At 72.6% G+C, this 23,231-nt stretch carries 23 protein-coding genes; 9 read left to right on the top strand and 14 right to left on the bottom strand.

The genetic code is table 11. From position 1 onward, the window contains the following. Positions 1–6: 6 nt before the first annotated feature. Positions 7–576: a hypothetical protein gene (locus ACGFNI_RS25785; protein WP_393687066.1), complete on the bottom strand. Its 570-nt coding sequence runs from the start codon at positions 574–576 to the stop codon at positions 7–9. Positions 577–683: 107 nt separating this feature from the next. After that, complete coding sequence (miaA, locus tag ACGFNI_RS25790) at positions 684–1,622, bottom strand: tRNA (adenosine(37)-N6)-dimethylallyltransferase MiaA (RefSeq protein ID WP_393687013.1); 939 nt, start codon at positions 1,620–1,622, stop codon at positions 684–686. A 260-nt stretch (positions 1,623–1,882) separates the two neighbouring features. Here miaA and ACGFNI_RS25795 point away from each other — a divergent pair, with 260 nt between their 5' ends. Then, positions 1,883–2,287 carry a hypothetical protein gene (locus ACGFNI_RS25795; RefSeq protein ID WP_393687014.1) on the top strand — a complete coding sequence of 135 codons (405 nt, stop codon included), beginning with the start codon at positions 1,883–1,885 and terminating at the stop codon, positions 2,285–2,287. Positions 2,288–2,556: 269 nt separating this feature from the next. On the opposite strand, the gene ACGFNI_RS25800 is transcribed toward ACGFNI_RS25795, so the two are convergent. The 4 genes from ACGFNI_RS25800 to ACGFNI_RS25815 all read right to left on the bottom strand — a co-directional run bounded on the left by ACGFNI_RS25800 (position 2,557) and on the right by ACGFNI_RS25815 (position 6,898). After that, positions 2,557–3,270, bottom strand: coding sequence for a class III extradiol dioxygenase subunit B-like domain-containing protein (locus tag ACGFNI_RS25800; RefSeq protein WP_393687015.1), 714 nt, complete (start codon positions 3,268–3,270; stop codon positions 2,557–2,559). Between the two features lie 78 nt (positions 3,271–3,348). Continuing rightward, positions 3,349–4,866, bottom strand: coding sequence for a tRNA (N6-isopentenyl adenosine(37)-C2)-methylthiotransferase MiaB (gene miaB / locus ACGFNI_RS25805; RefSeq protein WP_393687016.1), 1,518 nt, complete (start codon positions 4,864–4,866; stop codon positions 3,349–3,351). A 100-nt stretch (positions 4,867–4,966) separates the two neighbouring features. Then, positions 4,967–6,307: an acyl-CoA dehydrogenase family protein gene (locus ACGFNI_RS25810; protein ID WP_393687017.1), complete on the bottom strand. Its 1,341-nt coding sequence runs from the start codon at positions 6,305–6,307 to the stop codon at positions 4,967–4,969. A gap of 132 nt (positions 6,308–6,439) precedes the next feature. Then, positions 6,440–6,898: an RrF2 family transcriptional regulator gene (locus ACGFNI_RS25815; RefSeq protein WP_393687018.1), complete on the bottom strand. Its 459-nt coding sequence runs from the start codon at positions 6,896–6,898 to the stop codon at positions 6,440–6,442. Positions 6,899–7,197: 299 nt separating this feature from the next. On the opposite strand from ACGFNI_RS25815, the gene ACGFNI_RS25820 reads away from it, so the two are divergent. Beyond that, a complete protein-coding gene (locus tag ACGFNI_RS25820; RefSeq protein ID WP_393687019.1) occupies positions 7,198–8,196 on the top strand; it encodes a TAXI family TRAP transporter solute-binding subunit in 999 nt (332 codons plus the stop codon). Positions 8,197–8,256: 60 nt separating this feature from the next. Here the strand turns inward: ACGFNI_RS25820 and ACGFNI_RS25825 are convergent, their stop codons facing one another. The 4 genes from ACGFNI_RS25825 to ACGFNI_RS25840 all read right to left on the bottom strand — a co-directional run bounded on the left by ACGFNI_RS25825 (position 8,257) and on the right by ACGFNI_RS25840 (position 12,416). Next, entirely contained in the window at positions 8,257–9,738 is a 1,482-nt protein-coding gene (locus tag ACGFNI_RS25825) for a DEAD/DEAH box helicase (RefSeq protein WP_393687067.1), read from the bottom strand. A gap of 73 nt (positions 9,739–9,811) precedes the next feature. Further along, a complete protein-coding gene (locus tag ACGFNI_RS25830; RefSeq protein ID WP_393687020.1) occupies positions 9,812–10,015 on the bottom strand; it encodes a cold-shock protein in 204 nt (67 codons plus the stop codon). A 223-nt stretch (positions 10,016–10,238) separates the two neighbouring features. Then, the gene (locus ACGFNI_RS25835) at positions 10,239–11,654 is read right to left on the bottom strand and encodes a sensor histidine kinase (protein WP_393687021.1); all 1,416 of its coding nucleotides are present in this window, start codon (positions 11,652–11,654) and stop codon (positions 10,239–10,241) included. Between the two features lie 15 nt (positions 11,655–11,669). Further along, positions 11,670–12,416, bottom strand: coding sequence for a response regulator transcription factor (locus ACGFNI_RS25840; RefSeq protein WP_393687022.1), 747 nt, complete (start codon positions 12,414–12,416; stop codon positions 11,670–11,672). Positions 12,417–12,707: 291 nt separating this feature from the next. Between ACGFNI_RS25840 and ACGFNI_RS25845 the strand changes: the two genes are divergently transcribed. From ACGFNI_RS25845 to ACGFNI_RS25875, 7 genes are all read left to right on the top strand, one after another. After that, complete coding sequence (locus ACGFNI_RS25845; protein ID WP_393687023.1) at positions 12,708–13,493, top strand: amino acid ABC transporter ATP-binding protein; 786 nt, start codon at positions 12,708–12,710, stop codon at positions 13,491–13,493. 54 nt (positions 13,494–13,547) lie between these two features. Continuing rightward, complete coding sequence (locus ACGFNI_RS25850) at positions 13,548–14,465, top strand: glutamate ABC transporter substrate-binding protein (protein WP_393687024.1); 918 nt, start codon at positions 13,548–13,550, stop codon at positions 14,463–14,465. A gap of 138 nt (positions 14,466–14,603) precedes the next feature. Then, complete coding sequence (locus ACGFNI_RS25855) at positions 14,604–15,251, top strand: amino acid ABC transporter permease (protein WP_393687025.1); 648 nt, start codon at positions 14,604–14,606, stop codon at positions 15,249–15,251. Positions 15,252–15,324: 73 nt separating this feature from the next. Then, positions 15,325–16,251 carry an amino acid ABC transporter permease gene (locus ACGFNI_RS25860; RefSeq protein WP_393687026.1) on the top strand — a complete coding sequence of 309 codons (927 nt, stop codon included), beginning with the start codon at positions 15,325–15,327 and terminating at the stop codon, positions 16,249–16,251. Positions 16,252–16,455: 204 nt separating this feature from the next. Then, positions 16,456–18,312 carry an FAD-dependent monooxygenase gene (locus ACGFNI_RS25865; RefSeq protein ID WP_393687027.1) on the top strand — a complete coding sequence of 619 codons (1,857 nt, stop codon included), beginning with the start codon at positions 16,456–16,458 and terminating at the stop codon, positions 18,310–18,312. A gap of 157 nt (positions 18,313–18,469) precedes the next feature. Continuing rightward, positions 18,470–19,012 carry a cysteine dioxygenase gene (locus ACGFNI_RS25870; protein ID WP_393687028.1) on the top strand — a complete coding sequence of 181 codons (543 nt, stop codon included), beginning with the start codon at positions 18,470–18,472 and terminating at the stop codon, positions 19,010–19,012. Beyond that, entirely contained in the window at positions 19,009–19,389 is a 381-nt protein-coding gene (locus ACGFNI_RS25875; protein WP_393687029.1) for a rhodanese-like domain-containing protein, read from the top strand. Before ACGFNI_RS25870 ends, ACGFNI_RS25875 begins: the two co-directional genes overlap by 4 nt. 96 nt (positions 19,390–19,485) lie before the next feature. On the opposite strand, the gene recX is transcribed toward ACGFNI_RS25875, so the two are convergent. The 4 genes from recX to ACGFNI_RS25895 all read right to left on the bottom strand — a co-directional run bounded on the left by recX (position 19,486) and on the right by ACGFNI_RS25895 (position 23,026). After that, positions 19,486–20,127 carry a recombination regulator RecX gene (gene recX / locus ACGFNI_RS25880; protein WP_393687030.1) on the bottom strand — a complete coding sequence of 214 codons (642 nt, stop codon included), beginning with the start codon at positions 20,125–20,127 and terminating at the stop codon, positions 19,486–19,488. Positions 20,128–20,133: 6 nt separating this feature from the next. Beyond that, positions 20,134–21,252, bottom strand: coding sequence for a recombinase RecA (recA, locus tag ACGFNI_RS25885; protein ID WP_393687031.1), 1,119 nt, complete (start codon positions 21,250–21,252; stop codon positions 20,134–20,136). Positions 21,253–21,460: 208 nt separating this feature from the next. Then, positions 21,461–22,687 carry an AI-2E family transporter gene (locus ACGFNI_RS25890; RefSeq protein WP_393687068.1) on the bottom strand — a complete coding sequence of 409 codons (1,227 nt, stop codon included), beginning with the start codon at positions 22,685–22,687 and terminating at the stop codon, positions 21,461–21,463. A 144-nt stretch (positions 22,688–22,831) separates the two neighbouring features. Further along, on the bottom strand, positions 22,832–23,026 hold the full coding sequence (locus ACGFNI_RS25895; protein ID WP_393687032.1) for a DUF3046 domain-containing protein: 195 nt from the start codon (positions 23,024–23,026) through the stop codon (positions 22,832–22,834). Between the last annotated feature and the right edge of the window lie 205 nt (positions 23,027–23,231).

A 23,231-nucleotide genomic window follows, 5' to 3' on the forward strand; every position in this document is an offset into this window, starting at 1 on the left:
CGCGGGTCAGCGCAGCCGGGCCACGCGCCAGATGGCGAGGGCCGCCAGGACGCCCACCACGGCGGCGTAGAGCAGCACCACGCGCCAGTTCGCGCGGCGGCCCGAGCCCCGGTCGGGCAGTCCCGGCCAGCTCTGGCCGACGCGGCGGGCGGCCATCATGCCCCAGCCGGCGGCGCAGCAGCACAGCAGCAGGCCGAGCATCGCGATCACCGCGCCGCCGTCCCCGCCGAACTCGAAGGCGAGGGGGAAGGCGAACATCAGCGAACCGAGGGTGCCGAGCGCCACGACCGGCGCGAGCTGCCACAGGCGCAGCCGCCGGGGCGGGCGCAGCTCACGGAAGGACTCGCCGCCCTCGGGGGCGGGCTGGTCCGCGTCGGGACTGTCGGAGTCGTCCAGGGCCGCGGTGTCCGGTGCGTCCAGGGTGGTGGGGTCGCCGAGCGCCGGGGGACGGGTGCCGGGAGCCGGGTGCTCGTCGGCGGTGTCCGTACGGTGCGGCGCCACGATGTCGTCGTGCGACGCCGTGCCGGTGCCGTCCCGGTCCGGTTGCTGCGCTCTGTTGCGAGGGCCGGCCTCCATTGCCACGCGCCCTCCCTGCCGCAGACTGCACGCTCGATCGAAGGTCGATGATGACACGCCCTCAGCGGCCCGGATGACGGCCGGAGCGTCCCGATGCCATGACGTGATCAGGCTGTGACCGGTCGTTCGAGCAACGCCAGCGCGCGGCGGGGAAGTTCCGCCCTGTCGTCGGCCGCGCCGCTGAGCCAGTGGACCCGGGGATCGCGCCGGAACCAGGAGTCCTGGCGCCGGGCGAACCGTTTGGTGGCGCGCACGGTCTCCTCGCGTGCCTCCTGGTCGGTGCACTCCCCCGCCAGCTGCGCGAGCACCTGCTGATAGCCGAGCGCCCGGGACGCGGTCCGCCCTTCGCGCAGCCCGGCGGCCTCCAGGGCCCGCACCTCGTCGACCAGTCCCGCCTCCCACATCAGGTCCACCCGCCGGGCGATCCGTTCGGCGAGTTCGGGCCGGTCGACGCCGACGCCGATCTGCACGGTGTCGTAGACGGCTTCGTGACCGGGGAGGTTCGCGGTGAAGGGGCGGCCGGTGATCTCGATGACCTCCAGGGCGCGCACGATGCGGCGGCCGTTGCCCGGCAGGATCGCGGCGGCGGCCTCGGGGTCGGCGGCGGCGAGCCTGGCGTGCAGCGCGCCGCTGCCGTGCTCGGCGAGTTCGTCCTCCAGGCGGGCGCGGACGGCCGGGTCGGTGCCGGGGAATTCGAGAGCGTCGATGGCGCCGCGCACGTAGAGGCCGGAGCCGCCCACCAGGACGGGGGTGCGGCCGTCGGCGAGCAGCCGGTCGATCTCGGCGCGGGCCAGCCGCTGGTACTCGGCGACGTTGGCGGCCCGGGTGACGTCCCAGACGTCCAGGAGGCGGTGCGGTACGCCCTGCTGTTCCTCAGGGGTGAGCTTGGCCGTGCCGATGTCCATGCCGCGGTAGAGCTGCATGGAGTCGGCGTTGATCACCTCGCCGCCCAGGTGCCGGGCGAGCGCGACGCCCAGATCGGACTTTCCGGCCGCGGTGGGGCCGACGACGGCGATGACCCGCGGAGCGGGAACTGCGGTGTTCACGGCGCCAGTCTCGCAAACATCGGACACCGACCCCGAACGAGCGACGTGACGGGGCACCCCCGGGGTCGTTGCCTGTTGCGGGATCCCGGGCATCGGCGTGCGGCCGGCGCCCCGTGGGCGGCGGAAGGGCACGCCCCGGGCGGCGCGGGAGATCCCTCACATCGGTAGGGGTTGGAGCAAGTATGGGTGTTTTTTCGCGTTTTCCCTGGTTCGGTCGGCGTCCGTCCGGGTCCTCACCGGAGGAAACGGTCGCCCCGGCCGTGACCGCCACGGAGGGAGCCGGTGACGACACCGGGGCCGCGGCGGACACCGAGAGCCAGGGAAGCACCAAGGATTCCGGAGGCACCCAGGAGGTCGCGCCCGAAGCGACCGAGGAGCCGGCTGCGAAGGAGGAGGCGGCAGCGCCGCAGGAGACAGCTGCGGAAGGCGGGGCCGGAGAGAGCGGCGCCACGGAGGAGGCGGACGGGAAGGACGGTGCCCCCGAGGCCGCGAGCGGAAAGAGCCCAGCCGCCGAGGCCGGACCCGCGAAGGCCACGAAGGGCACAAAGTCCGGGAAGACCGCGAAAGCCGAGGCCGTCGACGACGGGGCCGAGGGCGCCGGGATCCCCCGGCAGCAGTCCGCCGCGGCGGCCGAGCGCGAGGCCGGTGACGGCGCCCGCAAGTAGACGGCGCGGCGACGGTGAACGGCGACGCCCACGGGGCCGGCGGCGTCCGTCACCCCCGGCGTCGGGCTCCGCGAGGTGCCGCGCCGCTGAGCGCGCCCCGAACGGCCCGGCGGCACGGCGGCCGACGGAAGGCCCCAGGACAGCGGGAACGGCCGCGAGCACCGCGCTCGCGGCCGTTCCCGCTGTTGTTCCCGTCCCGCAGGCCGGGGCTCTCCGGCCCCGCGGGCTCAGGCGGCGCCGCGAGCCGGGTGGGACGTCGACGACACGGCCTACGACCACGCCGCGACGAAGTACCCCACCCCGTACGGCGCCTGGTCGTACAGCAGCTCGCCGCCGAGCGGGGCGCCCTCTTGGGCGGCGCCGGCGAGGACCTGCCAGCAGGCCCGGCCCGACGCCTTGAGATCGGCGGCCAGCTCCTCGTCCAGCGCGGCCAGCGCGTCGGTGTCGGCGGCGCCCAGGGCGCGGGCCACCTCGGCGTCGAAGGGCTCGGCCCGTTCGTCGAGGTAGCCGGGTGCCTTCACCGTGCGGCAGGCGCTGCCGTCGCCCATCACGAGCAGCGCCACCCGGGCCGAGGAGGCGGCGATCTCGCGGCCGACCGACAGGCAGCGGCCCGGGGACAGCGGCTCCCCCACCCCCAGCCCTTCGACGGGTGCGTCGGCCCAGTCGGTACGGGAGAGCAGCCAGGCGCCGACGGCGAGCGAAGGCGGCAGCGGGCGTTCCGGGGTCCGCTCCGCCGCGCCCAGGCTCACCTCGGTGGCCACGCCGAAGTCGCGGAAGGAGCCGGTGGCGCCCTGCGGGTGCGGGCCGCGGCCGGCCTGTTCGGCGGGGCCGATGACGACCAGCCGGTCGGGCCTGGCGGCGGCGAGCACGCCCAGCGCGTCGAAGCAGGCGGCGCGCAGGCCGTCCAGCTCGGCGGCGGCGCCGGAGGCGACCTCGGGGACGAGCAGGGGCGGGCACGGGCACAGGGCGGCGGCAACGAGCATGCCACGCAGCGTAACTCCCGCGCCCCTCGCGCCGGTCCGCCCGGGGCCGCCCCACGGGACGGAGCGGCCCGGGAGGGGTCAGCTGCAGGCGCAGCCCGGTGCCGCTGCCGGGGTGGGCGCCGGGGCACCGATCGTCGGCAGGCCCAGCATCACGCCCGTGGGCTGCGGCGCGGGTGCGGCGTTGCGCTTCTCCCAGGCGTCGCCCGCGCGGGTGCGGCGTACGGAGGTGGTGGGGCCCTCGGCGAGGAGGTGGTGCGGGGCGGCGTAGGTGATGTCCACGGTCACCATGTCGCCGGGGCGCACCGGCCCGTCGGGGCGGGTGAAGTGGACGAGGCGGTTGTCGGGCGCGCGTCCTGACAGCCGTCGGGTCGCGTCGTCCTTGCGGCCCTCGCCCTCCGCGACCAGGACCTCCAGTGTGCGGCCGACCTGCTTCTTGTTCTCCTCCCAGGAGATCTCCTCCTGGAGGGCCACGAGGCGTTCGTAGCGTTCCTGGACGACGGCCTTCGGGATCTGGCCCTCCATGTCGGCGGCCGGGGTTCCGGGGCGCTTGGAGTACTGGAAGGTGAACGCCTGGGCGAAGCGGGACTCGCGGACCGTGTGCAGGGTCTGCTCGAAGTCCTCGTCGCTCTCGCCGGGGAAGCCGACGATGATGTCCGTCGACAGGGCGGCGTCCGGCATCGCGGCGCGCACCTTCTCGATGATGCCGAGGTAGCGCTCCTGGCGGTAGGAGCGGCGCATGGCCTTGAGCACCCGGTCGGATCCCGACTGGAGCGGCATGTGCAGCTGCGGCATGACGTTGGGGGTCTCGGCCATGGCGGCGATGACGTCGTCGGTGAAGTCGCGGGGGTGCGGGGAGGTGAAGCGGACCCGCTGCAGGCCCTCGATCTTTCCGCAGGCGCGCAGCAGCTTGCTGAACGCCTCACGGTCGCCGATGTCGGAGCCGTAGGCGTTGACGTTCTGGCCGAGCAGGGTGATCTCGCTGACGCCCTCGGCGACCAGCGCCTCGACCTCGGCGAGGATGTCGCCGGGCCGCCGGTCCTTCTCCTTGCCGCGCAGCGCGGGGACGATGCAGAAGGTGCAGGTGTTGTTGCAGCCGACGGAGATGGAGACCCAGGCCGCGTAGGCGCTCTCGCGGCGGGTGGGGAGGGTCGAGGGGAACGCTTCGAGGGATTCGGCGATCTCGACCTGCGCCTCTTCCTGGACGCGGGCGCGCTCCAGGAGGACCGGCAGCTTCCCGATGTTGTGCGTCCCGAAGACCACGTCGACCCAGGGGGCCTTCTTGACGATGGTGTCGCGGTCCTTCTGGGCGAGGCAGCCGCCGACGGCGATCTGCATGCCGGGCCGTCTGGCCTTCTTCGGGGCGAGCTGGCCGAGGTTGCCGTAGAGCCGGTTGTCGGCGTTCTCCCGCACCGCGCAGGTGTTGAAGACGACGACGTCGGCGCCGTCGGCGTCCTTGGGCGCGGGAACGTATCCGGCGTCCTCCAGGAGGCCCGACAGCCGCTCGGAGTCGTGAACGTTCATCTGGCACCCGTAGGTGCGGATCTCATAACTTCTCTGAACGCCCACGCCATGGCTCCGGTCACTGCTGCTGGTCATTCCTCAAGGGTAAGGGGGCGCGGGGAGCGCACTGTCCCGGGCGGCCGGGCCCCGGCGTCCGGGGCGGCCCGAGCCGGGAGTGACGCGCCGCCTCACGGCGTCAGCCCCGCAGCGTGAGCGGCAGCTGGGCGCCGTTCAAGTAGTGGTCGCCGATGTCGCGGAACCTGCGGGGGGACGCCTCCCGTGCCGTCAGGACGCGGGCGTTGCGCCAGAACCTGTCGAGTCCCGGGTCGTCGGCGAAGGCGGCTGCGCCTTCGGTGAGTTCCAGGAGGCGGGTGGTGACGTGCAGCGCGGAGCGGTGGGTGACGGCTTCGGCGGCGGCGACCAGCACGGCGATCTCGGCGCGCTCCTCGACGCCGAGCCCCTGGCCCGCGAGCAGGCCGCCGGCCAGGGCCCGGGTGGCGGGTTCGGCGACGGACGCGGCGGCGTGGGCGGCGGTGACCAGCTCGCCGTAGTGGAGCAGCAGGTAGGGGTCGCTGTCCGGCCGGGTCTCGTAGCCGCTCCCGTCCGGCTCGAAGGCGGTCCAGGCGGGCGGCGCGCCACGGCGGATGACGTCGCGCGCCTCGGCCAGCGCCCCTTCGGCGATGCCCAGGGCGACGTGGACGAGGGCGAGCCGCAGCGCCAGGGGGGCGAGCGTGGCGCAGGGCGGTACGTCGTGCTCCTCGCGCGGCACGGTGGCCACCACGTCGTGCGGGGCGACGGGGACGCCGTCGAAGCGGACGGCGCCGGCGCCGGTGAGCCGCTGGCCCAGCCGGTCGTGGGCCGGGTCGGCCGTCACCGCGGGGTGGCCGGGGTCCACGGTCACGACGACCGGCTCGCCGGTGCGGGTGTCAGGTGCGCCGATGAGCAGCCGGTCGGCGACGGTGACGCCGGCGGCGAAGGACTTCTGTCCGTCGAGTACGTAGCCTTCGCCGGCCGGGGTGAGCGTCAGGCCGGGGTCCGTCGCCGGTGCGCGGTCGGCGTCCGGCAGGGTCACGTCGCCGGCCCACAGCCAGCGTCCGTCGAGCGCCCGGCGCTCCACGCTCCTGGCGCTTTCCTGGGTGCCGAAGAGGCGGGGGCTCCAGGACAGGACGTAGTGGCGGGCCAGCAGTTCGCCGATGGAACCGTCGGCCGCCGCGATCTCGCGGAGGGCCGCGCAGGCCGTCCGCCAGTCGGCTCCGGTGCCGGTGGCGGGCGGGGTCAGCAGGGCGGGCAGCCCGGCCTCGCGCAGCCGTCCCGCCTCGTCGTGCGGGGGCTTGCCCGCCCGGTCGCGGGCGAGCGCGTCGACGGCGAGGTCGTCGGCGACCTCACGGACGACGCGGCCCCAAGTGCCGCCGTCCGGTGGGGTGTTGGGGCGGTGTGCCGCGGGGCGCGGGGCGGGCTCCGGCGGCAGGGTGCCCGTCACCTCGGTGGGGGTGGCCGGGGTGTGACGGATGGCCGTGGCGCGGCGCGTGCGGGGCACGGTCGCCTCCTCCCGGATGCTTTTCCCAGTTTCCCCACCGAGTTAGTAGGGAATCAGAGAATGCGGTGCCGAATCCCGTGAGGGCAAGAGGAGTTCAAGGGATGGACAGCGCCGTCTTGCCATCCGGACGCCTTACGGGTTGGTCCACGCCTCGGGGTCGTCGGCCAGTTCGGACACATCGCCGGGCAGTTCGGACGCCGCCACGTCGGCCAGCGAGACCCCTTCCAGGATCTGCCGCACGTTGGCCCGCAGCGCGATCCACAGCGGCAGCAGCGACCGCGCGGGACCTGAGTACGCCAGCTCGGGCGGGCGCACGCCGCGCACCGACACCAGCGGGCCCTCCATGACCCGGATGACGTCCGCGATGCTGATCTCCCGCGCGTCCCTGGCCAGCCGGTAACCGCCGCTGCCACCACGCCTGCTGACGACGAGACCGCCGCGGCGCATGTCGTTGAGGATGCCTTCCAGGAACTTGCGCGGGATGTCCTGGGCCTCGGCGATGGCCTCGGCCTTGAGCGGACCCGCGTCCCCGGCCGCCGCGAGCTGCAGCGCGGCCCGCACCGCATAGTCCGCCCTGGCTGAGATCCGCATACCGGCATTATCGCGCAGCGGGCGGACCGGGCCGCCGTCCGGGCCCGCACACCGAAGGGGCCGCCCGCGCACCGTCCGTCACTCCCGCCCCGACCGCCCGGCCTGCTCCCCGGCGTACCGGACATCGAACGCCTCGACGCGGGTCGGTGTTCCAGTGGCCCAGCGCGACGCTCCGCACCCGCACGGGCTCGCCCTGTGCCGGCAGCAGCCGCCCGAGACCGAGGCCGGCGGCGCGGGTGGCGGTACACGGCTCACACGGAAGGCTTCCGGGGCCCCGCGGGTGCTGGCAGGATCCGCTCATGGTCACCGCAATCGCCCGCCCCGCCGGCCGCCGCACGCTCCGCGTCGCGACCGCTGCCCTGGCCGTGCTCGGACTGTTCCTGTGGTGGCTGCTGTCCCCGGGCGGCGCCCCGTCGCGCGGCGGCGAGGTGACGCTGGCGACCGGGGTGCCGACCGGCGTGTACGCGCGCTACGGGGAGCTGCTCCGGCAGGATCTGGCGCACGACATGCCGGAGCTCGACCTGCGGCTGAAGCGCAGCGAGGGCTCGATCGACAATCTGCGCCAACTGGCCTCCGGGAGCGCCGGGTTCACCATCGCGACCGCCGACGCGGTCGCCGCCTACCAGGCCCGTGGCGAGAAGGGCGCGGACGCGCTGCGGGCCTGCGCGCGGCTGTACGACGACTACATGCAGCTGGTGGTGCCCAAGGCGTCGCGGCTGCGCTCGGCGAAGGAACTGGGCGGGCTGCGGGTGGGGGTGGGCGCCGACGGTTCGGGGGTCCAGTTGATCACCCGGCGGCTCGTGAAGGCCGCGGGCCTGGACTTCGGCAAGGACATCGTGCCGGTGCGGGTCGGTATCGACCGGATGCCCGAGCTGCTGCGGAAGGGGAAGCTGGACGCCTTCTTCTGGTCGGGCGGGCTGCCCACCGCCGCGGTGCAGCACCTGGAGGAGCGCTTCCCTGTGCGGCTCGTCCAGCTCGGCGACCTGCTCGGCGCGCTGCACCGGCAGGGCCCGCCGAACCGTTACTACCGCTCCGCCGTGATGCCGGCCGACGCCTATCCGCAGGCCCAGGACGGGCAGGCGGTGAAGACGATCGCGGTGGCGAACCTGCTGGTGACGACGGACCGGGAGGACGCCGCTCGCACGGAGGGCATCACCCGGACCGTCATCAACAGCCGGGACGCGATAGGGCGGCAGGTGCACGCCGCCCAGAAAGTGGACCTGCGGACGGCGGTGTTCACCGATCCGCTGCCGCTGCACGAGGGGGCCAGGCGCTACTACGTGTCGGAGAAGCCCTGAGCACGGACGACGGAGCGGGCCCGCCGGTGAGACCGGCGGGCCCGCTCCGTGTGCGCGGCGTCAGGCCCGGGGTGCCCGGGAAGGGCGGCGGGCCGGCCTGCTGCGGCGCGGGCGCCGCCGTCCGCCTGCTGCGCCGCCGCCACCGGGGCGCGAGCCCGCGGACGGTGCCGCCGCGGGCGCGGTGAGCACGACGGGTTCGCCGCTCGGCGTCCTGGCGCCGGTGATCCGTATGAGGTCGGCGTCCCCCGGGCGGACCTTGGCGGTGTCCGGGGTGATCTTCGCCTGGCGCATCAGCCGGGTCATGTCGCGGCGCTGGCCCGGCGTGACGAGCGTGACGACGGTGCCGGACTCGCCCGCGCGGGCGGTACGGCCGCCGCGGTGCAGGTAGTCCTTGGCCTCGGTCGGCGGGTCCACGTTCACGACGAGGTCGAGGCCGTCGATGTGGATGCCGCGGGCCGCGACGTTGGTGGCGATCAGCGCGGAGGCGTGGCCGGTGCGGAACTGCTCCAGCGTGCGGGTGCGCTGCGGCTGGGACTTGCCGCCGTGCAGCGCGGCGGCGCGTACGCCCTGGGCGAGCAGGTGCTTGGTGAGCCGGTCGGCGCCGCGCTTGGTGTCCACGAACATGATCACGCGGCCTTCGCGGGCGGCGATCTCGGTGGTGGTGGCGCGCTTGTCGGTGTCGTCGACGTACAGGACGTGGTGGTCCATGGTCGTGACGGTGGCGGCCGACGGGTCCACGGAGTGGGTGACCGGGTCGGTCAGGAAGCGGCGCACCAGCTTGTCGACGTTGCGGTCGAGGGTCGCCGAGAACAGCATCCGCTGCCCGTCCGGGTCGACCTTCTCCATCAGGCGGGTGACCTGCGGCAGGAAGCCCATGTCGGTCATCTGGTCGGCCTCGTCGAGGACCGTGACGGTGACCTTGTCGAGGGCGCAGGCCCGGCGGTCGAGGAGGTCGGCGAGCCGGCCGGGGGTGGCGACCAGGACCTCGGCGCCGCGGCGCAGCGCGTCGACCTGGCGGTTGATCGAGGTGCCACCGACGACGGTGGTGATCCGCAGGCCGAGTTCCTTGGCGTAGGGCGTGAGCGCGTCGGCGACCTGCCCCGCGAGTTCGCGGGTGGGAACGAGGACGAGGGCGAGCGGGCGCTTGCTCTCGGCCCGGCGGCCCGCCGTGCGGCTGAGCATCGCGAGGCCGAAGGCGAGGGTCTTGCCCGACCCGGTGCGCCCGCGGCCGAGCACGTCACGGCCGGCCAGCGTCGCGGGGAGGGTGGCCGCCTGGATGGGGAACGGCTCGGTGACGCCCTGCGCACGCAGCGCGGTCAGGAGGGCCGGGGCCAGCGGAAGCTCGTCGAAGGAGCCGACCGGCGCGGGGGCCGGTGTCCGGGGGGACGTGCGGGGTGCGGCACTCTGTCGCGGTGCGGTCGCTCGTGTCACTGAAGACCCTTCTGGGGAGGTGAGGCGTGGTCGTGCCGGCCGCGCACTCACCCGTGTGACAGCGCTCGGGGACCGAGGTGTACGGGGGGACGCGGTACTGCTCGCGGGCAGGTGCCCTGCGCATACGGGACGGGGCCCGCACCGGGCTGGCCGGTGCGGGCCCCGTCCGCGAGACACGTGAGTGTCAGGCGGCGCTGATGTTCTCCGCCTGCGGGCCCTTGGGGCCCTGGGTCACGTCGAAGGTGACCTTCTGGCCCTCGAGGAGCTCACGGAAGCCCTGCGAGTTGATGTTCGAGTAGTGGGCGAAGACGTCGGGGCCGCCGCCGTCCTGCTCGATGAAGCCGAAGCCCTTTTCCGAGTTGAACCACTTCACGGTGCCGGAAGCCATAATTTTCTCCTTCATGGGGCAAACCGGAGGCCGCACTTCGCGGACTCCACGTCGCCGAGATGATTGCCCCACACCGGATAAAGGTCCGGAAAACAATGAACGCCCGGGGCTTCCAGCCTCCGGGCGCACACAAAGTTCATGGGTACCACAACTGCAACGGCATTCACACTAGCACAGGTCTCCGGCGCGCCCCCAGGGAACGTGGTCAGCGCCACAGGGCACCTCACGGCCCGTGCCGCGGCACGGTGACGGTGACCCGCAGCCCCTGCGGCTCGTGCGGGGCGTAGTCGATGCCGGCGCCGCCGGACGCGAGCAGGGCCCGGGTGATGGACAGGCCGAGACCGGAGCCCGAGACGTTCTGGTGCCGGCCGCTGCGCCAGAACCGGTCGCCGATACGGGCGAGTTCGTCCTCGGTGAGCCCGGGGCCGCCGTCCGCGACGGTGATCCGTACGGCGTCCCCGTCCGGCGCGACCCGCACCGTGACCGGTCCTCCGGGCGGGGTGAACTTCAGGGCGTTGTCGACTACGGCGTCCAGGGCGCTGGAGAGCGCTATCGGATCGGCCCACCCGGTGACGGCGCTGTGCCCCTCGTACGTCAGGCGCACCTCCCTGTCGTCGGCCAGCGGGCGCCAGGAGTCCACCCGCTCGGCGGCCAGCGCGGCGACGTCGGTGAGCTGGAGGTCGGCCGCGGTGTGCTCGGCGAGCGCGAGGCCGAGCAGGTCGTCCAGGACGCGGGCCAGCCGCTTGCCCTCGGTGCGGACCGCGGCGATCTCCTCGTTCCCCTCGGGGAGTTCGAGCGCCAGCAGCTCGATGCGCAGCAGCAGCGCGGAGAGCGGGTTGCGCAGTTGGTGGGAGGCGTCGGCGACGAAGGCGCGCTGCTGTTCCAGTACCTCTTCGACGTGGTCGGCCATTTCGTTGAACGAGCGGGCCAGGCGCCGCAGTTCGGGCGGGCCCGCGGTGGCGGCGACGCGGGATTTCATCCGGTCGGTGGCGATGTCGTGGCTGGCCGCGTCCAGGACACGTACCGGGCGCAGGACCCAGCTGGTGAGCCGGAACGCGGCGGCGACCGCGACGAGCATGGCCGCGCACTCGCCCGCGGCGATCAGCAGCCAGCCGTGCAGAGTGTGGGCGCGCATCTGCCCGGTGGGTGAGTCGGTGAAGACCACCGCCACCACGTCGCCGTCCCGCACGACGGGCGAGGCGACCGGGATGCGTCCGCCGTCGTCCCAGGGCCAGACCTGTCCGGGATCGTGGCTGCGGTGACCGGCCAGCGCCTCCTTGAACGCCTGGTCGCCCTCGCCCTCCTGCGGTATCCGCCAGCCGCCGGGGGCCGCGGCCATCGGCGAGCGGTCGCGGTGGAAGACGCCGGCCCGTATGCCGTACAGGTCGTGGTAGCGGGCCAGTTCGCCGGCGAGGGTGGCCCGCCGTTCGTCCTCGTCGGCGCCGCCCGCGGTGCCGTCCGCACCGGGGCGCGCGGTGACGAACTGGGCGAGGGACGCGAACCGTGCGGCGTCGTCGATGCGGTCGACGACCACCTTCTGCTGCTCCACTCCCGCGGTGATCACCCCGAGCGGGATGCCGAGGGCGAGCAGCACCCCGGCGAGCAGGACGATGAGCAGCGGGAGGAGTCGGGTGCGCATGACCGGGCGGGGCCGTCAGCGGGCCGGCGACGCGGGCGGCCGGGTGGCCGGCACGGTGCCGGAACCGGGGGCCACCAGGCGGTAGCCGACCCCCCTGACCGTCTCGATCAGCGCGGGCATCCGCAGCTTGGCGCGCAGCGAGGCGATGTGCACCTCAAGGGTCCGGCCGGTCCCCTCCCAACTGGTGCGCCACACCTCGCTGATGATCTGCTCCCGCCGGAAGACCACGCCGGGCCGCTGGGCGAGCAGCGCCAGCAGGTCGAACTCCTTGCGGGTCAGCGGCACCGCCACCCCGCCCACCGACACCTGGCGGGTGGGCAGTTCGACGGTGACGGCGCCGAGCCGCAGCGGTTCTTCGGGGCCGCTCTCCTCGGGGTGCGGCTCGGCGCCGCCGACCGGGTTGCGGCGGCTCACGGCGTGGATGCGGGCGAGCAGTTCACCGGTGTCGTACGGCTTGACGACGTAGTCGTCGGCGCCGAGGTTGAGGCCGTGGATGCGCGAGCGCACGTCGGAGCGCGCGGTGACCATGATGACGGGGGTGGCGCAGATCTTGCGGATCCGGCCGCACACCTCGAATCCGTCCTGGTCGGGCAGGCCGAGGTCGAGCAGCACCACGGAGAACGGTTCCGCGGCGTCCGGGAGCAGGGCCTGGAGTGCCTCGTCGCCGTTGCGGGCGTGGACGACGGCGAATCCGTGCCTGGCCAGCACCGCGGACAGGGCCGCTGCGACATGGTCGTCGTCCTCGACGAGCAGCAGTCTCATCGGCCTCCCTCTCCACAGCGTGCACGGGCCACAGGGCATCTACCGCGATGGAAGGTGCGCGCGTCAAGGGGCGGTCACCTCACCGACGCCATCCGTTATCCAGCCGGTACGCCCGCGCCCGGATGCCCCGGTTCCGGCAACCTCCGCGGCCCGCGGCACCGGTCCTGGCGCGGCCGGATCGTTACGCTCCGCGGCCGGATCGTTATCCTCAATTTCCCCTCAGATGTAATGACGCTGGTCGCAGGCCGTCCTAGGGTCCTCCCCAACCGAGGAGGACGGAGCTACCCGCCGATGAGCGAAGTATCGGTGACCAAGAACGACCAGGGCCCCGCACCGGCCGGGGACCAGTTGGTCGTGCTGGACAACGTCAACAAGCACTTCGGCGCCTTGCACGTGCTACAGGACATCGACCTGACGATCCACCGCGGCGAGGTCGTCGTGGTGATCGGGCCTTCGGGCTCCGGCAAGTCGACGCTGTGCCGCACGATCAACCGCCTGGAGACCGTCGACACCGGCAGCATCAGCATCGACGGCAAGCCGTTGCCGCAGGAGGGACGGGAGTTGGCGCGGCTGCGCGCCGACGTGGGGATGGTTTTCCAGTCCTTCAACCTCTTCGCGCACAAGACGGTGCTGGAGAACGTCGTGCTGGGCCAGACCAAGGTCCGCAAGGCCGGCAAGGCAGCCGCGGAGGAGAAGGCCCGCGCCCTGCTGGACCGGGTGGGAGTGGGAACCCAGGCGGACAAGTACCCGGCGCAGCTGTCCGGCGGCCAGCAGCAGCGGGTGGCCATCGCCCGTGCGCTGGCGATGGATCCGAAGGTGATGCTGTTCGACGAGCCGACGTCGGCGCTGGACCCGGAGATGATCAACGAGGTCCTTGAGGTCATGCAGCAGCTCGCCCGGGACGGCATGACGATGGTCGTCGTCACGCACGAGATGGGCTTCGCCCGTTCCGCCGCGAACCGGGTCGTCTTCATGGCCGACGGACGCATCGTCGAAGAGGCCGAGCCGAACCAGTTCTTCAACAACCCGCGCAGCGACCGGGCGAAGGACTTCCTGTCGAAGATCCTGCATCACTGAGAACCGGCCAGGCCCCCTGATTGCCCACACCTGTGGAACCAAAGGATGTTCACCATGAGGATGCGTAAGACGGCTGCGGCGGGTGCGGTGGTGCTCGCGCTGGCAGCGACGGCGACCGCGTGCGGCGGCGAGTCGGGTACGGCGGGCGACAAGCCGGCCGGCGGCGATGTCTACAGCGGCGACTACAAGGTCGCGTCGGGGGTCACCGTCGACTCCCCGGTGCTGAAGAAGGCGCAGGCGGCGAAGAAGATCGTCATCGGCGTCAAGGCCGACCAGCCGTTCCTCGGCTTCAAGGACACGGCGGGCACGTACTCCGGCTTCGACATCGAGATCGCCAAGATGGTCGCCGCCGACCTCGGATTCTCCGAGAAGCAGATCAAGTTCGACACGATCGACTCCAACGTGCGCGAGACGACCATCTCCAAGGGGCAGGTCGACTACTACGTCGGTACCTACACGATCAACGACGAGCGCAAGAAGCAGGTCGGCTTCGCGGGCCCGTACTACACGGCGGGCGCCGACCTCCTGGTGCGCAAGGAGGACAAGTCCATCACCGGGCCGACCTCCCTCAAGGGCAAGAAGGTCTGCTCGATCGTCGGCTCCACGCCGCTCCAGGAGATCAAGAAGCCGAAGTACGGCGCCGACACCGTCCAGCTGTCGAAGTACTCGGACTGCGTCAAGTCGCTGCTCGACGGCCAGGTCGACGCCGTCACCACCGACGACGCGATCCTCAAGGGCTACGCCGCCCAGCGGCACGAGAAGCTCCGGGTCGTCGAGAAGCCCTTCACCAAGGAGCCGTACGGCGTCGGCATGAAGAAGGACGACAAGGCGCTGCGCGACGCGATCAGCAAGGCGCTGGAGAACCACATCAAGAACGGCGACTACGAGAAGGCGTACAACGGCACGCTCGGCAAGTCGGGTTCGCCCTTCACCAAGGACACCGCGCCCGACCTGCCGCTTCCGCGGTACTGAGGCGCCCGCGCACGTCACAGGCCGCGCCGCCCCGTACGCCCGCCGGGTCGGGTGTACGGGGCGTGCTGTCTTCCGGCCCGTGCGCTCCGGCCCCCCGCCCCTTCCCGCCGCCGACCCGACCGCTACCGCGGAGACCCCATGAACGTACTCCTCGATCATCTTCCCGAGTTCCGTGACGGGTTCCTCGGAACCCTGGCGATCACCGCGGCCAGCGCGGTGCTCGCGCTGGTGCTCGGCATCCTCATAGCCGGCTTCCGGGTCTCCCCGATTCCGCCGCTGCGCGTCTTCGGGACGGCCTGGGTCACGGTGTTGCGGAACACGCCGCTGACGCTGCTCTTCCTGGTCGCCTTCTTCGTGGTGCCGCAGATCCTCTTCCCCGGCACCAGCCCGTTCGTGCTGGCCACGCTGGCGCTCGGCTTCTACACCTCGTCGTTCGTCTGCGAGGCGGTGCGCTCCGGCATCTCGACGGTGCCGGTGGGGCAGGCGGAGGCCGCCCGCAGCCTCGGCATGACGTTCGCCCAGACCCTGCGGATGATCATCCTCCCGCAGGCGACCCGCACCGTGCTGCCGCCGCTGAGCAGCATCTTCATCGCGCTGACGAAGAACTCCGCGATCGCCGGCGCCTTCAGCGTCGCCGAACTGTTCAGCGTCTCCAAGCTGCTCAGCGACCAGGGATTCGCCATCGCCTGGATCTTCCTGTGGATCGCCCTGGCCTACCTCGTCATCACCTTCGCCATCAGCGGAGTCTTCCGGTTCCTCGAACACCGGATGGGAGTGGCCAGGTGAGCGCGGACAGCAGGCGGATCAGTACGACGTGGGTGCCGCGCGCAGGCGGGGCGGAACGAAGCGAGGTATCGGCATGAGCGGCGCGAGCGTTCTCTACGACGCACCGGGTCCGAAGACGAAGGCGCGCAACCGCGTCTACACCGTCGTCGGTTCGGTCGCGGTGGTGGCCTTGATCGCGTTCATCCTGCAACGGCTGTACGCCAAGGGGCAGTTCGAACCCGAGGTCTGGAACATCTTCAACAACGCCGGTGTGCGGACCAACATCCGCGACGGCGTGCTCACCACGCTGGGGGTCTTCGCGGTCGCCGCGGTGCTCTCCCTGGCGTTCGGCGTGCTGCTGGCCGTGGCCCGGCTGTCCGACCACAAGCCGGTGCGCCTGCTGGCGACCGGATTCATCGAACTGTTCCGCGCCATCCCGCTGCTGATCACCATCTACGTGCTGTGGGTGATCCTGCTCGCCAACCGTGACGCGCTCGGCCTGTCGGGCAACGACCCGCAGTTCTGGGCGCTGGTCGTCGGCCTGACCGTCTACAACGGATCGGTGCAGGCCGAGGTGTTGCGGGCGGGCATCAACTCCGTGCCCAAGGGCCAGCGTGAGGCCGCCTACGCGCTGGGCATGCGCAAGACGCAGGTCATGGTGACGGTGCTGATCCCGCAGGCGGTGCGGGCCATGCTGCCGACGATCATCAGCCAGCTCGTGGTGACGCTGAAGGACACCTCGCTCGGCTACATCATCACGTTCGAGGAACTCCTCTTCACCGCACGCCAGATGAGCACCAACATCATCGTCAACGGCTCGGACACCTACGTTCCGGTCATCATCGTCACCGGCACGATCTACGTCGCGATGTGCCTGGCCCTGTCCGGCCTCGCCACCTGGATCGAGCGGCGCGGCCGGCGCACCAAGACCGGCATCGGCGTGGCCGAGGCCGGCGAGCCGGTGACCGCGACCGATGCCCTGGACGGCCCGGGTGCCCCTACCGGCGCGTCCGCCCGGTAGGCGGGGCGGCCCCGGGCGAACGGCCCGGCCGTCGGGAACGGCGGCATTCAGGTGTGTACGGAGGCGGCGGTGCGGGTACCGCCGCCTCCGTCACTTGACGCGGGCCGTCGCAGTGGGTTGCATACGCTGTGTGATCACGCACCGGGCTCCAACTGCCAGTTCCCGTACCGACACGTCGCACCACCGGGGCCGGGGAGCCATGCCGTGGACCCGGTGATCGTCGTCGGGGCGGGGCCGGTCGGCCTCTCCCTCGCACTCTCCCTGGCCCGGATGGGCGTCCCCTCCCTCGTGCTCGACGACACCACCGAGCAGGAGGCCGTCCGTCCCGCCCGTACGGCCGTGCTGCGCGAGGACACCGCGCACTTCGTCGGCCGGCTGGGCTGCGCGGACGCGGTGGAGTCGGCGGGCACCCGCTGGTCGGGCTGGCGCACGGTACGCCGCAGGCGGCTGATGGAGCACGTCGTCCTCGGCCCCGGACAGGAAGGACCCGAGGACGGCGGGCACCCCGGCGGCACGCCGGGCGCCGGCTCTCCGGTCCACCTCCCCCAGCACGCGCTGACCCGTGCCCTGCGCGCCGCGCTGGCGCGTGAGGAGCTGGCCCAGATCATCACCGGCGGCCGGCTGGCCGGCCTGGAGCAGGACGCGGACGGTGTCAGCGCGCACACCCGGGGCACCAACGGCACGTGGTGGCGCGGGAGTTACCTCGTCGGCTGCGACGGCCCACGCTCGACGGTCCGCAAACTCCTGGAGATCCGTTTCCCCGGCCGCACCGCCGTCGAACGCCATGCGGTGGCCGCGGTCCGCGCCGAACTGCCCTGGCCTGGCGAGGCGCTGCTGCACCGCTCACCCGGGCGGCAGGGCGGCGGTCTTGGCGCCGAGGTCTGCGCACGGCCGCTGCCGGACGGCGTCTGGCGGCTGGACTGGCTGCTGCCGCCGGGACGCGAGCTGGTCACCCCCGATGCCCTGGTGGCGCGGATCCGTGACTCGCTGGCCGGCTGGGCCGCCGAAGCGGCCACCCCCGAAACCGGCGGGCCCTCCCGGGGCCGCGGAAGCGTCCGCCCGGTGCCGCCGTACGAACTGCTCGACACCGGGGTGCACACCGTCCACCACCGGCTGGCCAGGCGCTGGCGGCTGGGCCGCGCCTTCCTGGCGGGGGACGCCGCGCACCTGCTGGGCGCGCTCGGCACCCAGGGCCTGGACGAGGGGCTGCGGGACGCCGAGAACCTCGCCTGGAAGCTGGGCCTCGCCTGGCACCACGGTGCGTCGGAGACGCTGCTCGACAGCTATCAGGCCGAGCGCAGGGGTGCGGTCGCCGCGCGGCTGCGCGCCGCCGACCAGGCGCTGCCGCTGCTGCGTGAGGGCGGCACGGCCGGCCTGCGGCGGGCGCTGCCTGGCGCCGTCCGCGGCCACTGCGCCCTCCTGACGGACGGCCACCTCGGGCGCGGCCCGCTGGGCGCGCCCCCGGTCTACGCCCGCTCCCCGCTCGCGCCGCCCGCCGCGCACACCACGGGGACGCCGGTGGGCACCCTGCCGGGGGCGCCGGTCGCCGACGTCCCGGTGACCGCGGCCGACGGTTCGGTGGTGCCGCTGCGCGACCGGCTGGGCCAGGGGCTGCTGGTGATACTGATCGCGCCGGGCACCGGGGTCTGGGACCGCAGGCACTGGCAGTCCGCCGGGCTGATGCCGCGGCTGACCGACGCGGTCGCCGCACTGCCGATGCAGGCCGAGGTGCTGGTCGCCGAGGAGTATCCGGGAGCCGCCGCGCACACCGTCCTGCTGGTGCGGCCCGACGGCCATCTCGTCACCGCCATGTCCGGTGTCCGCCCGGCCGAGCTGCACGCCTGCGCGACGGCGGTGCGCGGCGGTCCGTTCGGGCGGGCGGCACGGCATCCGGCGGGCGGGGCGGGTAACGGCGGTGCGCCGTCCGGGAGTTCGGAGGCCGGCGAGGGCGCCGGGGTGCCAGGTCCCGCGGGAGCCGGTGAGGCAGCCGCGGCAGGTCCTGGGGCCGGCTCGCCGGTTGACCCTGTGGGAACGTCCGTGTTTCACTCCGAAGGTGACTGATCACGGCTCGCGATTGTGGCGGAGGGTCCATCTGGACCTGGTCCGCTACGCGGGCTGCACGTGTCGTCCGTTCTGCTGATCCGCTCTTCCTCCCCGCGCGGCCCCGGCTTCCCGCCGTGGTGGCCGCGCCTCTTCGCGATCATTCAGGACGGTTCCCGTGCCCGATGTCCATGTCCCTGCGCGCCCGCAGACCGCCAAGAGTTCCGGCGGTCCCGGCGCGACCGAACTCCTCGCATTCGTCCGCCGCACCGCCGCGGACCGCGCGCTCGTCGCCTCCCTCCCGCTCGACCCCGAAGGCCGCACCTGGCTCCGGCTGAACGGGCCGGGCGGCAGTGAGGTGTGGCTGATCGGCTGGCCGCCCGGTACGGGCACCGGCTGGCACGACCACGGCGGCTCGCGCGGCGCCTTCGCCACCGCGAGCGGCGAGCTGACCGAGCACTCACTGGCGGTCCGGCTACCCACCGAGGGCTGGAAGACCCTGGAACTCTCCGACGGCGTCGACCGGGAGCGCACCCTGAGTGACGGCCGCGGTCGCGCCTTCGGCCCGCACCACGTGCACGACGTGCTCAACGCCTCGCAGGACACCCACGCGGTGTCCGTGCACGCCTACTACCCGCCGCTTCCCCTGATCCGGCGCTACAGCCGCACCGGCCCGGTGTTCCGTCTGGAAGAGGTCGAACAGCCGGAGGTGTGGGGATGAGCGCCATCGATCAACTGCTGGAGCGGGCCCGCGGGACGCTGGACCGTCTGGAGCCGGAACAGGCCGCCGCGGCCCGGGAGGCCGGCGGGCTTCTCGTGGACATCCGTTACGCCGCCCTGCGGGAGCGCGACGGCACCATCCCCGGGGCGCTGATCGTGGAGCGCAACGAGCTGGAGTGGCGGCTCGACCCGACGGGCGACCACCGCCTGCCGGAGGCGGACCGTCACGATCTCCACGTCGTGGTCGTCTGCAACGAGGGATACGCGTCGAGCCTCGCTGCGGTCTCGCTGCACCAGTTGGGGCTGCACCGGGCCACCGATCTGATCGGCGGATTCCAGGCGTGGCGCGCCGCGGGCCTGCCGGTCACCGGCGGCTGACCCGAGCGGCCGGCCCGGCTGCGGACCGGAACGACCGGCCCGGTTGCCGACCGGGCGGGCCGGCCCCGGACGCTCCCTAGATCCGTCGGAAGCGCCCTAGTCCTGGGCCCACTGCTCCAGCAGCTCCGGGTCCTCGCCCTCGTCCTCCAGGGCCTGCCGGACGACGCGCAGGGCGAGGCCCTGGGGGTACCCCTTGCGGGCCAGCATCCCGGCGAGCCGGCGCAGGCGCTTGTCGCGGTCGAGTCCTCTGGTCGTGCGCAGTTTGCGCTCGACCAGTTCGCGGGCGGTGGCCTCCTCCTGCTCGGAATCGAGGCGGCCGACGGCCTCGTCGATCACCTCGGATTCCACGCCCTTGGTCCGCAGCTCGCGGGCGAGCGCGCGACGGGCCAGGCCCCGGCCGTGGTGGCGGGACTCCACCCAGGCGTCGGCGAAGGCCGCGTCGTCGATGAGGCCGACCTCCACGTAGCGGGAGAGCACCGCGTCCGCCACATCCTCGGGGATGTCCCGTTTGCGCAGGGCGTCCGCGAGCTGGCTGCGGGTGCGCGCGGCGCCGGTGAGCAGGCGCAGGCATATCGCCCGTGCCTGCTCTTCGGGTGTGCGCGGTGGTCCCGTCCCGTCCCTCGACGAGGAGGGACCACCGCTGTCCTCACGGCCTCTGTGGCCTCTACGGTTCTCGGCGTCGTCCGCAGCACGGCCGTAGCCGTCCTCGCTGCCGGACCAGTCCGTTCGCCGCGTCATGACGGGCTAGCTCTTGGCCGCGGCGGCCTTGGAAGCCTTGGCGCCCTTGGCGGTCGGCGCCGGAACCGTCTTGGCCGGCTCGCTCGCGGCTGCCGCGTCCGCGCCGGGCTCCGCCCCCGGTTCCTGCGGCTTGACGCCGATGCCCAGCTTCTCCTTGATCTTCCTCTCCACCTCGTTGGCGAGGTCCGGGTTGTCCTTGAGGAAGTTGCGGGCGTTCTCCTTGCCCTGGCCGAGCTGGTCGCCCTCGTACGTGTACCAGGCGCCGGACTTGCGGATGAAGCCGTGCTCCACACCCATGTCGATCAGGCCGCCCTCACGGCTGATGCCCTGGCCGTAGAGGATGTCGAACTCGGCCTGCTTGAAGGGCGGGGCCACCTTGTTCTTGACCACCTTGCAGCGGGTGCGGTTGCCGACCGCGTCCGTGCCGTCCTTGAGGGTCTCGATGCGGCGGATGTCGATACGCACCGAGGCGTAGAACTTCAGCGCGCGGCCACCGGTCGTGGTCTCCGGCGAGCCGAACATCACGCCGATCTTCTCGCGGAGCTGGTTGATGAAGATCGCGGTGGTCTTGGACTGGTTGAGCGCGCTGGTGATCTTGCGCAGGGCCTGGCTCATCAGCCGGGCCTGGAGACCGACGTGGGAGTCGCCCATCTCGCCCTCGATCTCGGCCCGCGGCACCAGGGCGGCGACGGAGTCGATGACGATGAGGTCGAGCGCGCCGGAACGGACCAGCATGTCCGTGATCTCCAGCGCCTGCTCGCCGTTGTCCGGCTGGGACAGGATCAGGGCGTCCGTGTCCACGCCGAGCTTCTTGGCGTACTCGGGGTCGAGCGCGTGCTCGGCGTCGATGAACGCCACCGAGCCGCCGGCCTTCTGGGCGTTGGCCACCGCGTGCAGGGTCAGGGTCGTCTTACCGGAGGACTCCGGGCCGTAGACCTCGACGACGCGGCCACGAGGGATGCCGCCGACGCCCAGCGCCACGTCGAGCGCGGTCGATCCGGTGGGGATGACCTCGATGGGTTCGTTGGGCCGCTCCCCCATGCGCATCACGGCGCCCTTGCCGAATTGCCGTTCAATCTGTGCGAGCGCGGCGTCGAGCGCCTTCTCGCGGTCAGTGCCTGCCATGGGTTCCACCCGATTTGCTTGAGTCGATCGCTTCACGTCCATGACGCTAACGCCTGCCACTGACAACGCGCCCGGACCCGGCTCCGACCTGTGGATAACTCCGCGGCAATGCTCCAGAACACGGGTCGGATCTCTATAAGAATGGATGTTCGATTTTGGTGTCAAGCGCATCGCCCCGGGCGGCACACCCGCCCGGCCGCGCGCCCGCTCAGCGGTCGTCCGGCCCGCCGGAGCGGCCGTCACCACCGGAGCCGCCGCCGTCCTCGCTCCGGTCCCCGCCCCCGTCCGCGCCCGCCTCCCGGTCCTTCGGATGCGTGGACGGATGGCGGTCGTGCAGGGTGCGCCGCACCCGCGCCAGGGCCGCGGCGCCGCGCCTGCGCCGGCCCCTGCCGTGCACCCGCGGATCGTCGGTGACCTCGTAGCGCTTGACGTACGCGCTCAGGAACGCCTGCAGGGTCGCGGTCGCCGGGATCGCGATCAGCGCGCCGACCGCGCCCATCAGGGCGGTGCCGGCGACGACCGAGCCGAAGGCGACGGCGGGGTGGATGTCCACCGTCCGCGCGGTGATCCGGGGTTGCAGGAGGTAGTTCTCGAACTGCTGGTAGATCACGACGAAGCCGAACACCCACAGCGCGTACCAGGGGTCGACGGTGAACGCGATCAGGATGGGCAGGGCGCCCGCCAGATACGTGCCGATGGTCGGGATGAACTGGGAGACGAGGCCGACCCACATGCCCAGCGCCGGGGCGTAGGGCACCCCCAGGATCTCCAGCAGGACGTAGTGCGCGACGCCGGAGATCAGCGCCATCAGGCCGCGGGAGTAGAGGTAACCGCCGGTCTTGGCGACGGCGATCTCCCAGGCGCGCAGCACCTCCGTCTGGCGGCTCGGCGGGAGCACCGAGCACAGGGCACGGCGCAGCCGCGGGCCGTCGGCCGCGAAGTAGAACGAGAACAGTGCCACCGACAGGAGGTTGAACAGGCTGCCGAGCACCGTGGCCGACACCGCGAGGACGTTGTTGGCGCTGTCCTGGACGTACTTCTGGAGCCAGTCGGACTTGAGGAGGTTGTTCTGCACCTCAAGACGCGAGAGGTGGGTGTGGAAGGTGCCGTTCACCCAGCTGATGACGTCGTCCAGGTACTGCGGGAACTCCTCGACCATCTTGGCGATCTGGCCGGCCAGCATCGACCCGAGGAGTGCGAAGAAGCCCGCGGCGGCGATGAGGATGCCGCAGAAGACCAGGCCGGTGGCCAGGCCGCGGCGCACCCCGCGGTGCGCCATCCAGTCCACCGCCGGCTCGACGGCCAGCGCCAGGAAGAACGCGATCAGGATGTTCAGGAGCAGGTTGATCAGTTGGTGGAACCCCCAGCTGGCGAGCTGGAAGCAGGCCACCAGGGCGAGCGCGAGCACCATGGCGCGCGGCAGCCAGCGCGGCATCCGCGCACCGGTCGCCTCCGGAGGCCGTCGGTCGTCGTTGCTGGTCGTGTCTTCAGTCGCGGGCACGAAGCCAGTCTCGCGCACGGGTCCGGCAGTCTCCGCCGTACCCCGGATCTCCGCCGGGCGTGCGCCGCATCGGGGCGCTCACCGCTTGCTCTCCGGCACGTCCATCGTGGCGCAGACCACCCGCCACACGTCCTTGGCGCTCCACCCCGCGGCCAGCGCCTCCTGGACGGTCCGGCCGCCGAGCCCGGACATCACGTGATCGCGGGCGAACGAGTCGGCGTACGCCGCTCCGAAGTGATCCGCCATTCGCTCCCAGAAGACCGTCAACCGCATGAATTCCGCTCCGTACCCGCTCTGAACTGCACGTTTTTTGTATTTTCCGCCCCTGCGCGACCGGCAGGGCGTTCCGGGGGATCCCGTCCCCGCCGCATCAAGCATCCACGGCGGCGCCACCTCGTGCGCCCTCCTCGGGCATGCGGTGCGGATACGTACGCAGAGTAGAGCCTTCGCCTCTCCCAGGAGCACGGAGGCGGCGGCC

The organism is Streptomyces sp. NPDC048644, from assembly GCF_043199105.1.
In the GTDB taxonomy this organism is placed as follows: domain Bacteria; phylum Actinomycetota; class Actinomycetes; order Streptomycetales; family Streptomycetaceae; genus Streptomyces.

Bases quoted from the DNA above. Each gene is read 5' to 3' on its own strand.
- ACGFNI_RS25785 (WP_393687066.1), bottom strand. From the start codon at position 576: ATGGAGGCCGGCCCTCGCAACAGAGCGCAGCAACCGGACCGGGACGGC.
- ACGFNI_RS25800 (WP_393687015.1), bottom strand. From the start codon at position 3,270: ATGCTCGTTGCCGCCGCCCTGTGCCCGTGCCCGCCCCTGCTCGTCCCC.
- miaB (WP_393687016.1), bottom strand. From the start codon at position 4,866: ATGACCAGCAGCAGTGACCGGAGCCATGGCGTGGGCGTTCAGAGAAGT.
- ACGFNI_RS25815 (WP_393687018.1), bottom strand. From the start codon at position 6,898: ATGCGGATCTCAGCCAGGGCGGACTATGCGGTGCGGGCCGCGCTGCAG.
- ACGFNI_RS25820 (WP_393687019.1), top strand. From the start codon at position 7,198: ATGGTCACCGCAATCGCCCGCCCCGCCGGCCGCCGCACGCTCCGCGTC.
- ACGFNI_RS25830 (WP_393687020.1), bottom strand. From the start codon at position 10,015: ATGGCTTCCGGCACCGTGAAGTGGTTCAACTCGGAAAAGGGCTTCGGC.
- ACGFNI_RS25835 (WP_393687021.1), bottom strand. From the start codon at position 11,654: ATGCGCACCCGACTCCTCCCGCTGCTCATCGTCCTGCTCGCCGGGGTG.
- ACGFNI_RS25840 (WP_393687022.1), bottom strand. From the start codon at position 12,416: ATGAGACTGCTGCTCGTCGAGGACGACGACCATGTCGCAGCGGCCCTG.
- ACGFNI_RS25845 (WP_393687023.1), top strand. From the start codon at position 12,708: ATGAGCGAAGTATCGGTGACCAAGAACGACCAGGGCCCCGCACCGGCC.
- ACGFNI_RS25850 (WP_393687024.1), top strand. From the start codon at position 13,548: ATGAGGATGCGTAAGACGGCTGCGGCGGGTGCGGTGGTGCTCGCGCTG.
- ACGFNI_RS25855 (WP_393687025.1), top strand. From the start codon at position 14,604: ATGAACGTACTCCTCGATCATCTTCCCGAGTTCCGTGACGGGTTCCTC.
- ACGFNI_RS25860 (WP_393687026.1), top strand. From the start codon at position 15,325: ATGAGCGGCGCGAGCGTTCTCTACGACGCACCGGGTCCGAAGACGAAG.
- ACGFNI_RS25875 (WP_393687029.1), top strand. From the start codon at position 19,009: ATGAGCGCCATCGATCAACTGCTGGAGCGGGCCCGCGGGACGCTGGAC.
- recX (WP_393687030.1), bottom strand. From the start codon at position 20,127: ATGACGCGGCGAACGGACTGGTCCGGCAGCGAGGACGGCTACGGCCGT.
- recA (WP_393687031.1), bottom strand. From the start codon at position 21,252: ATGGCAGGCACTGACCGCGAGAAGGCGCTCGACGCCGCGCTCGCACAG.
- ACGFNI_RS25890 (WP_393687068.1), bottom strand. From the start codon at position 22,687: ATGCCGCGCTGGCTGCCGCGCGCCATGGTGCTCGCGCTCGCCCTGGTG.
- ACGFNI_RS25895 (WP_393687032.1), bottom strand. From the start codon at position 23,026: ATGCGGTTGACGGTCTTCTGGGAGCGAATGGCGGATCACTTCGGAGCG.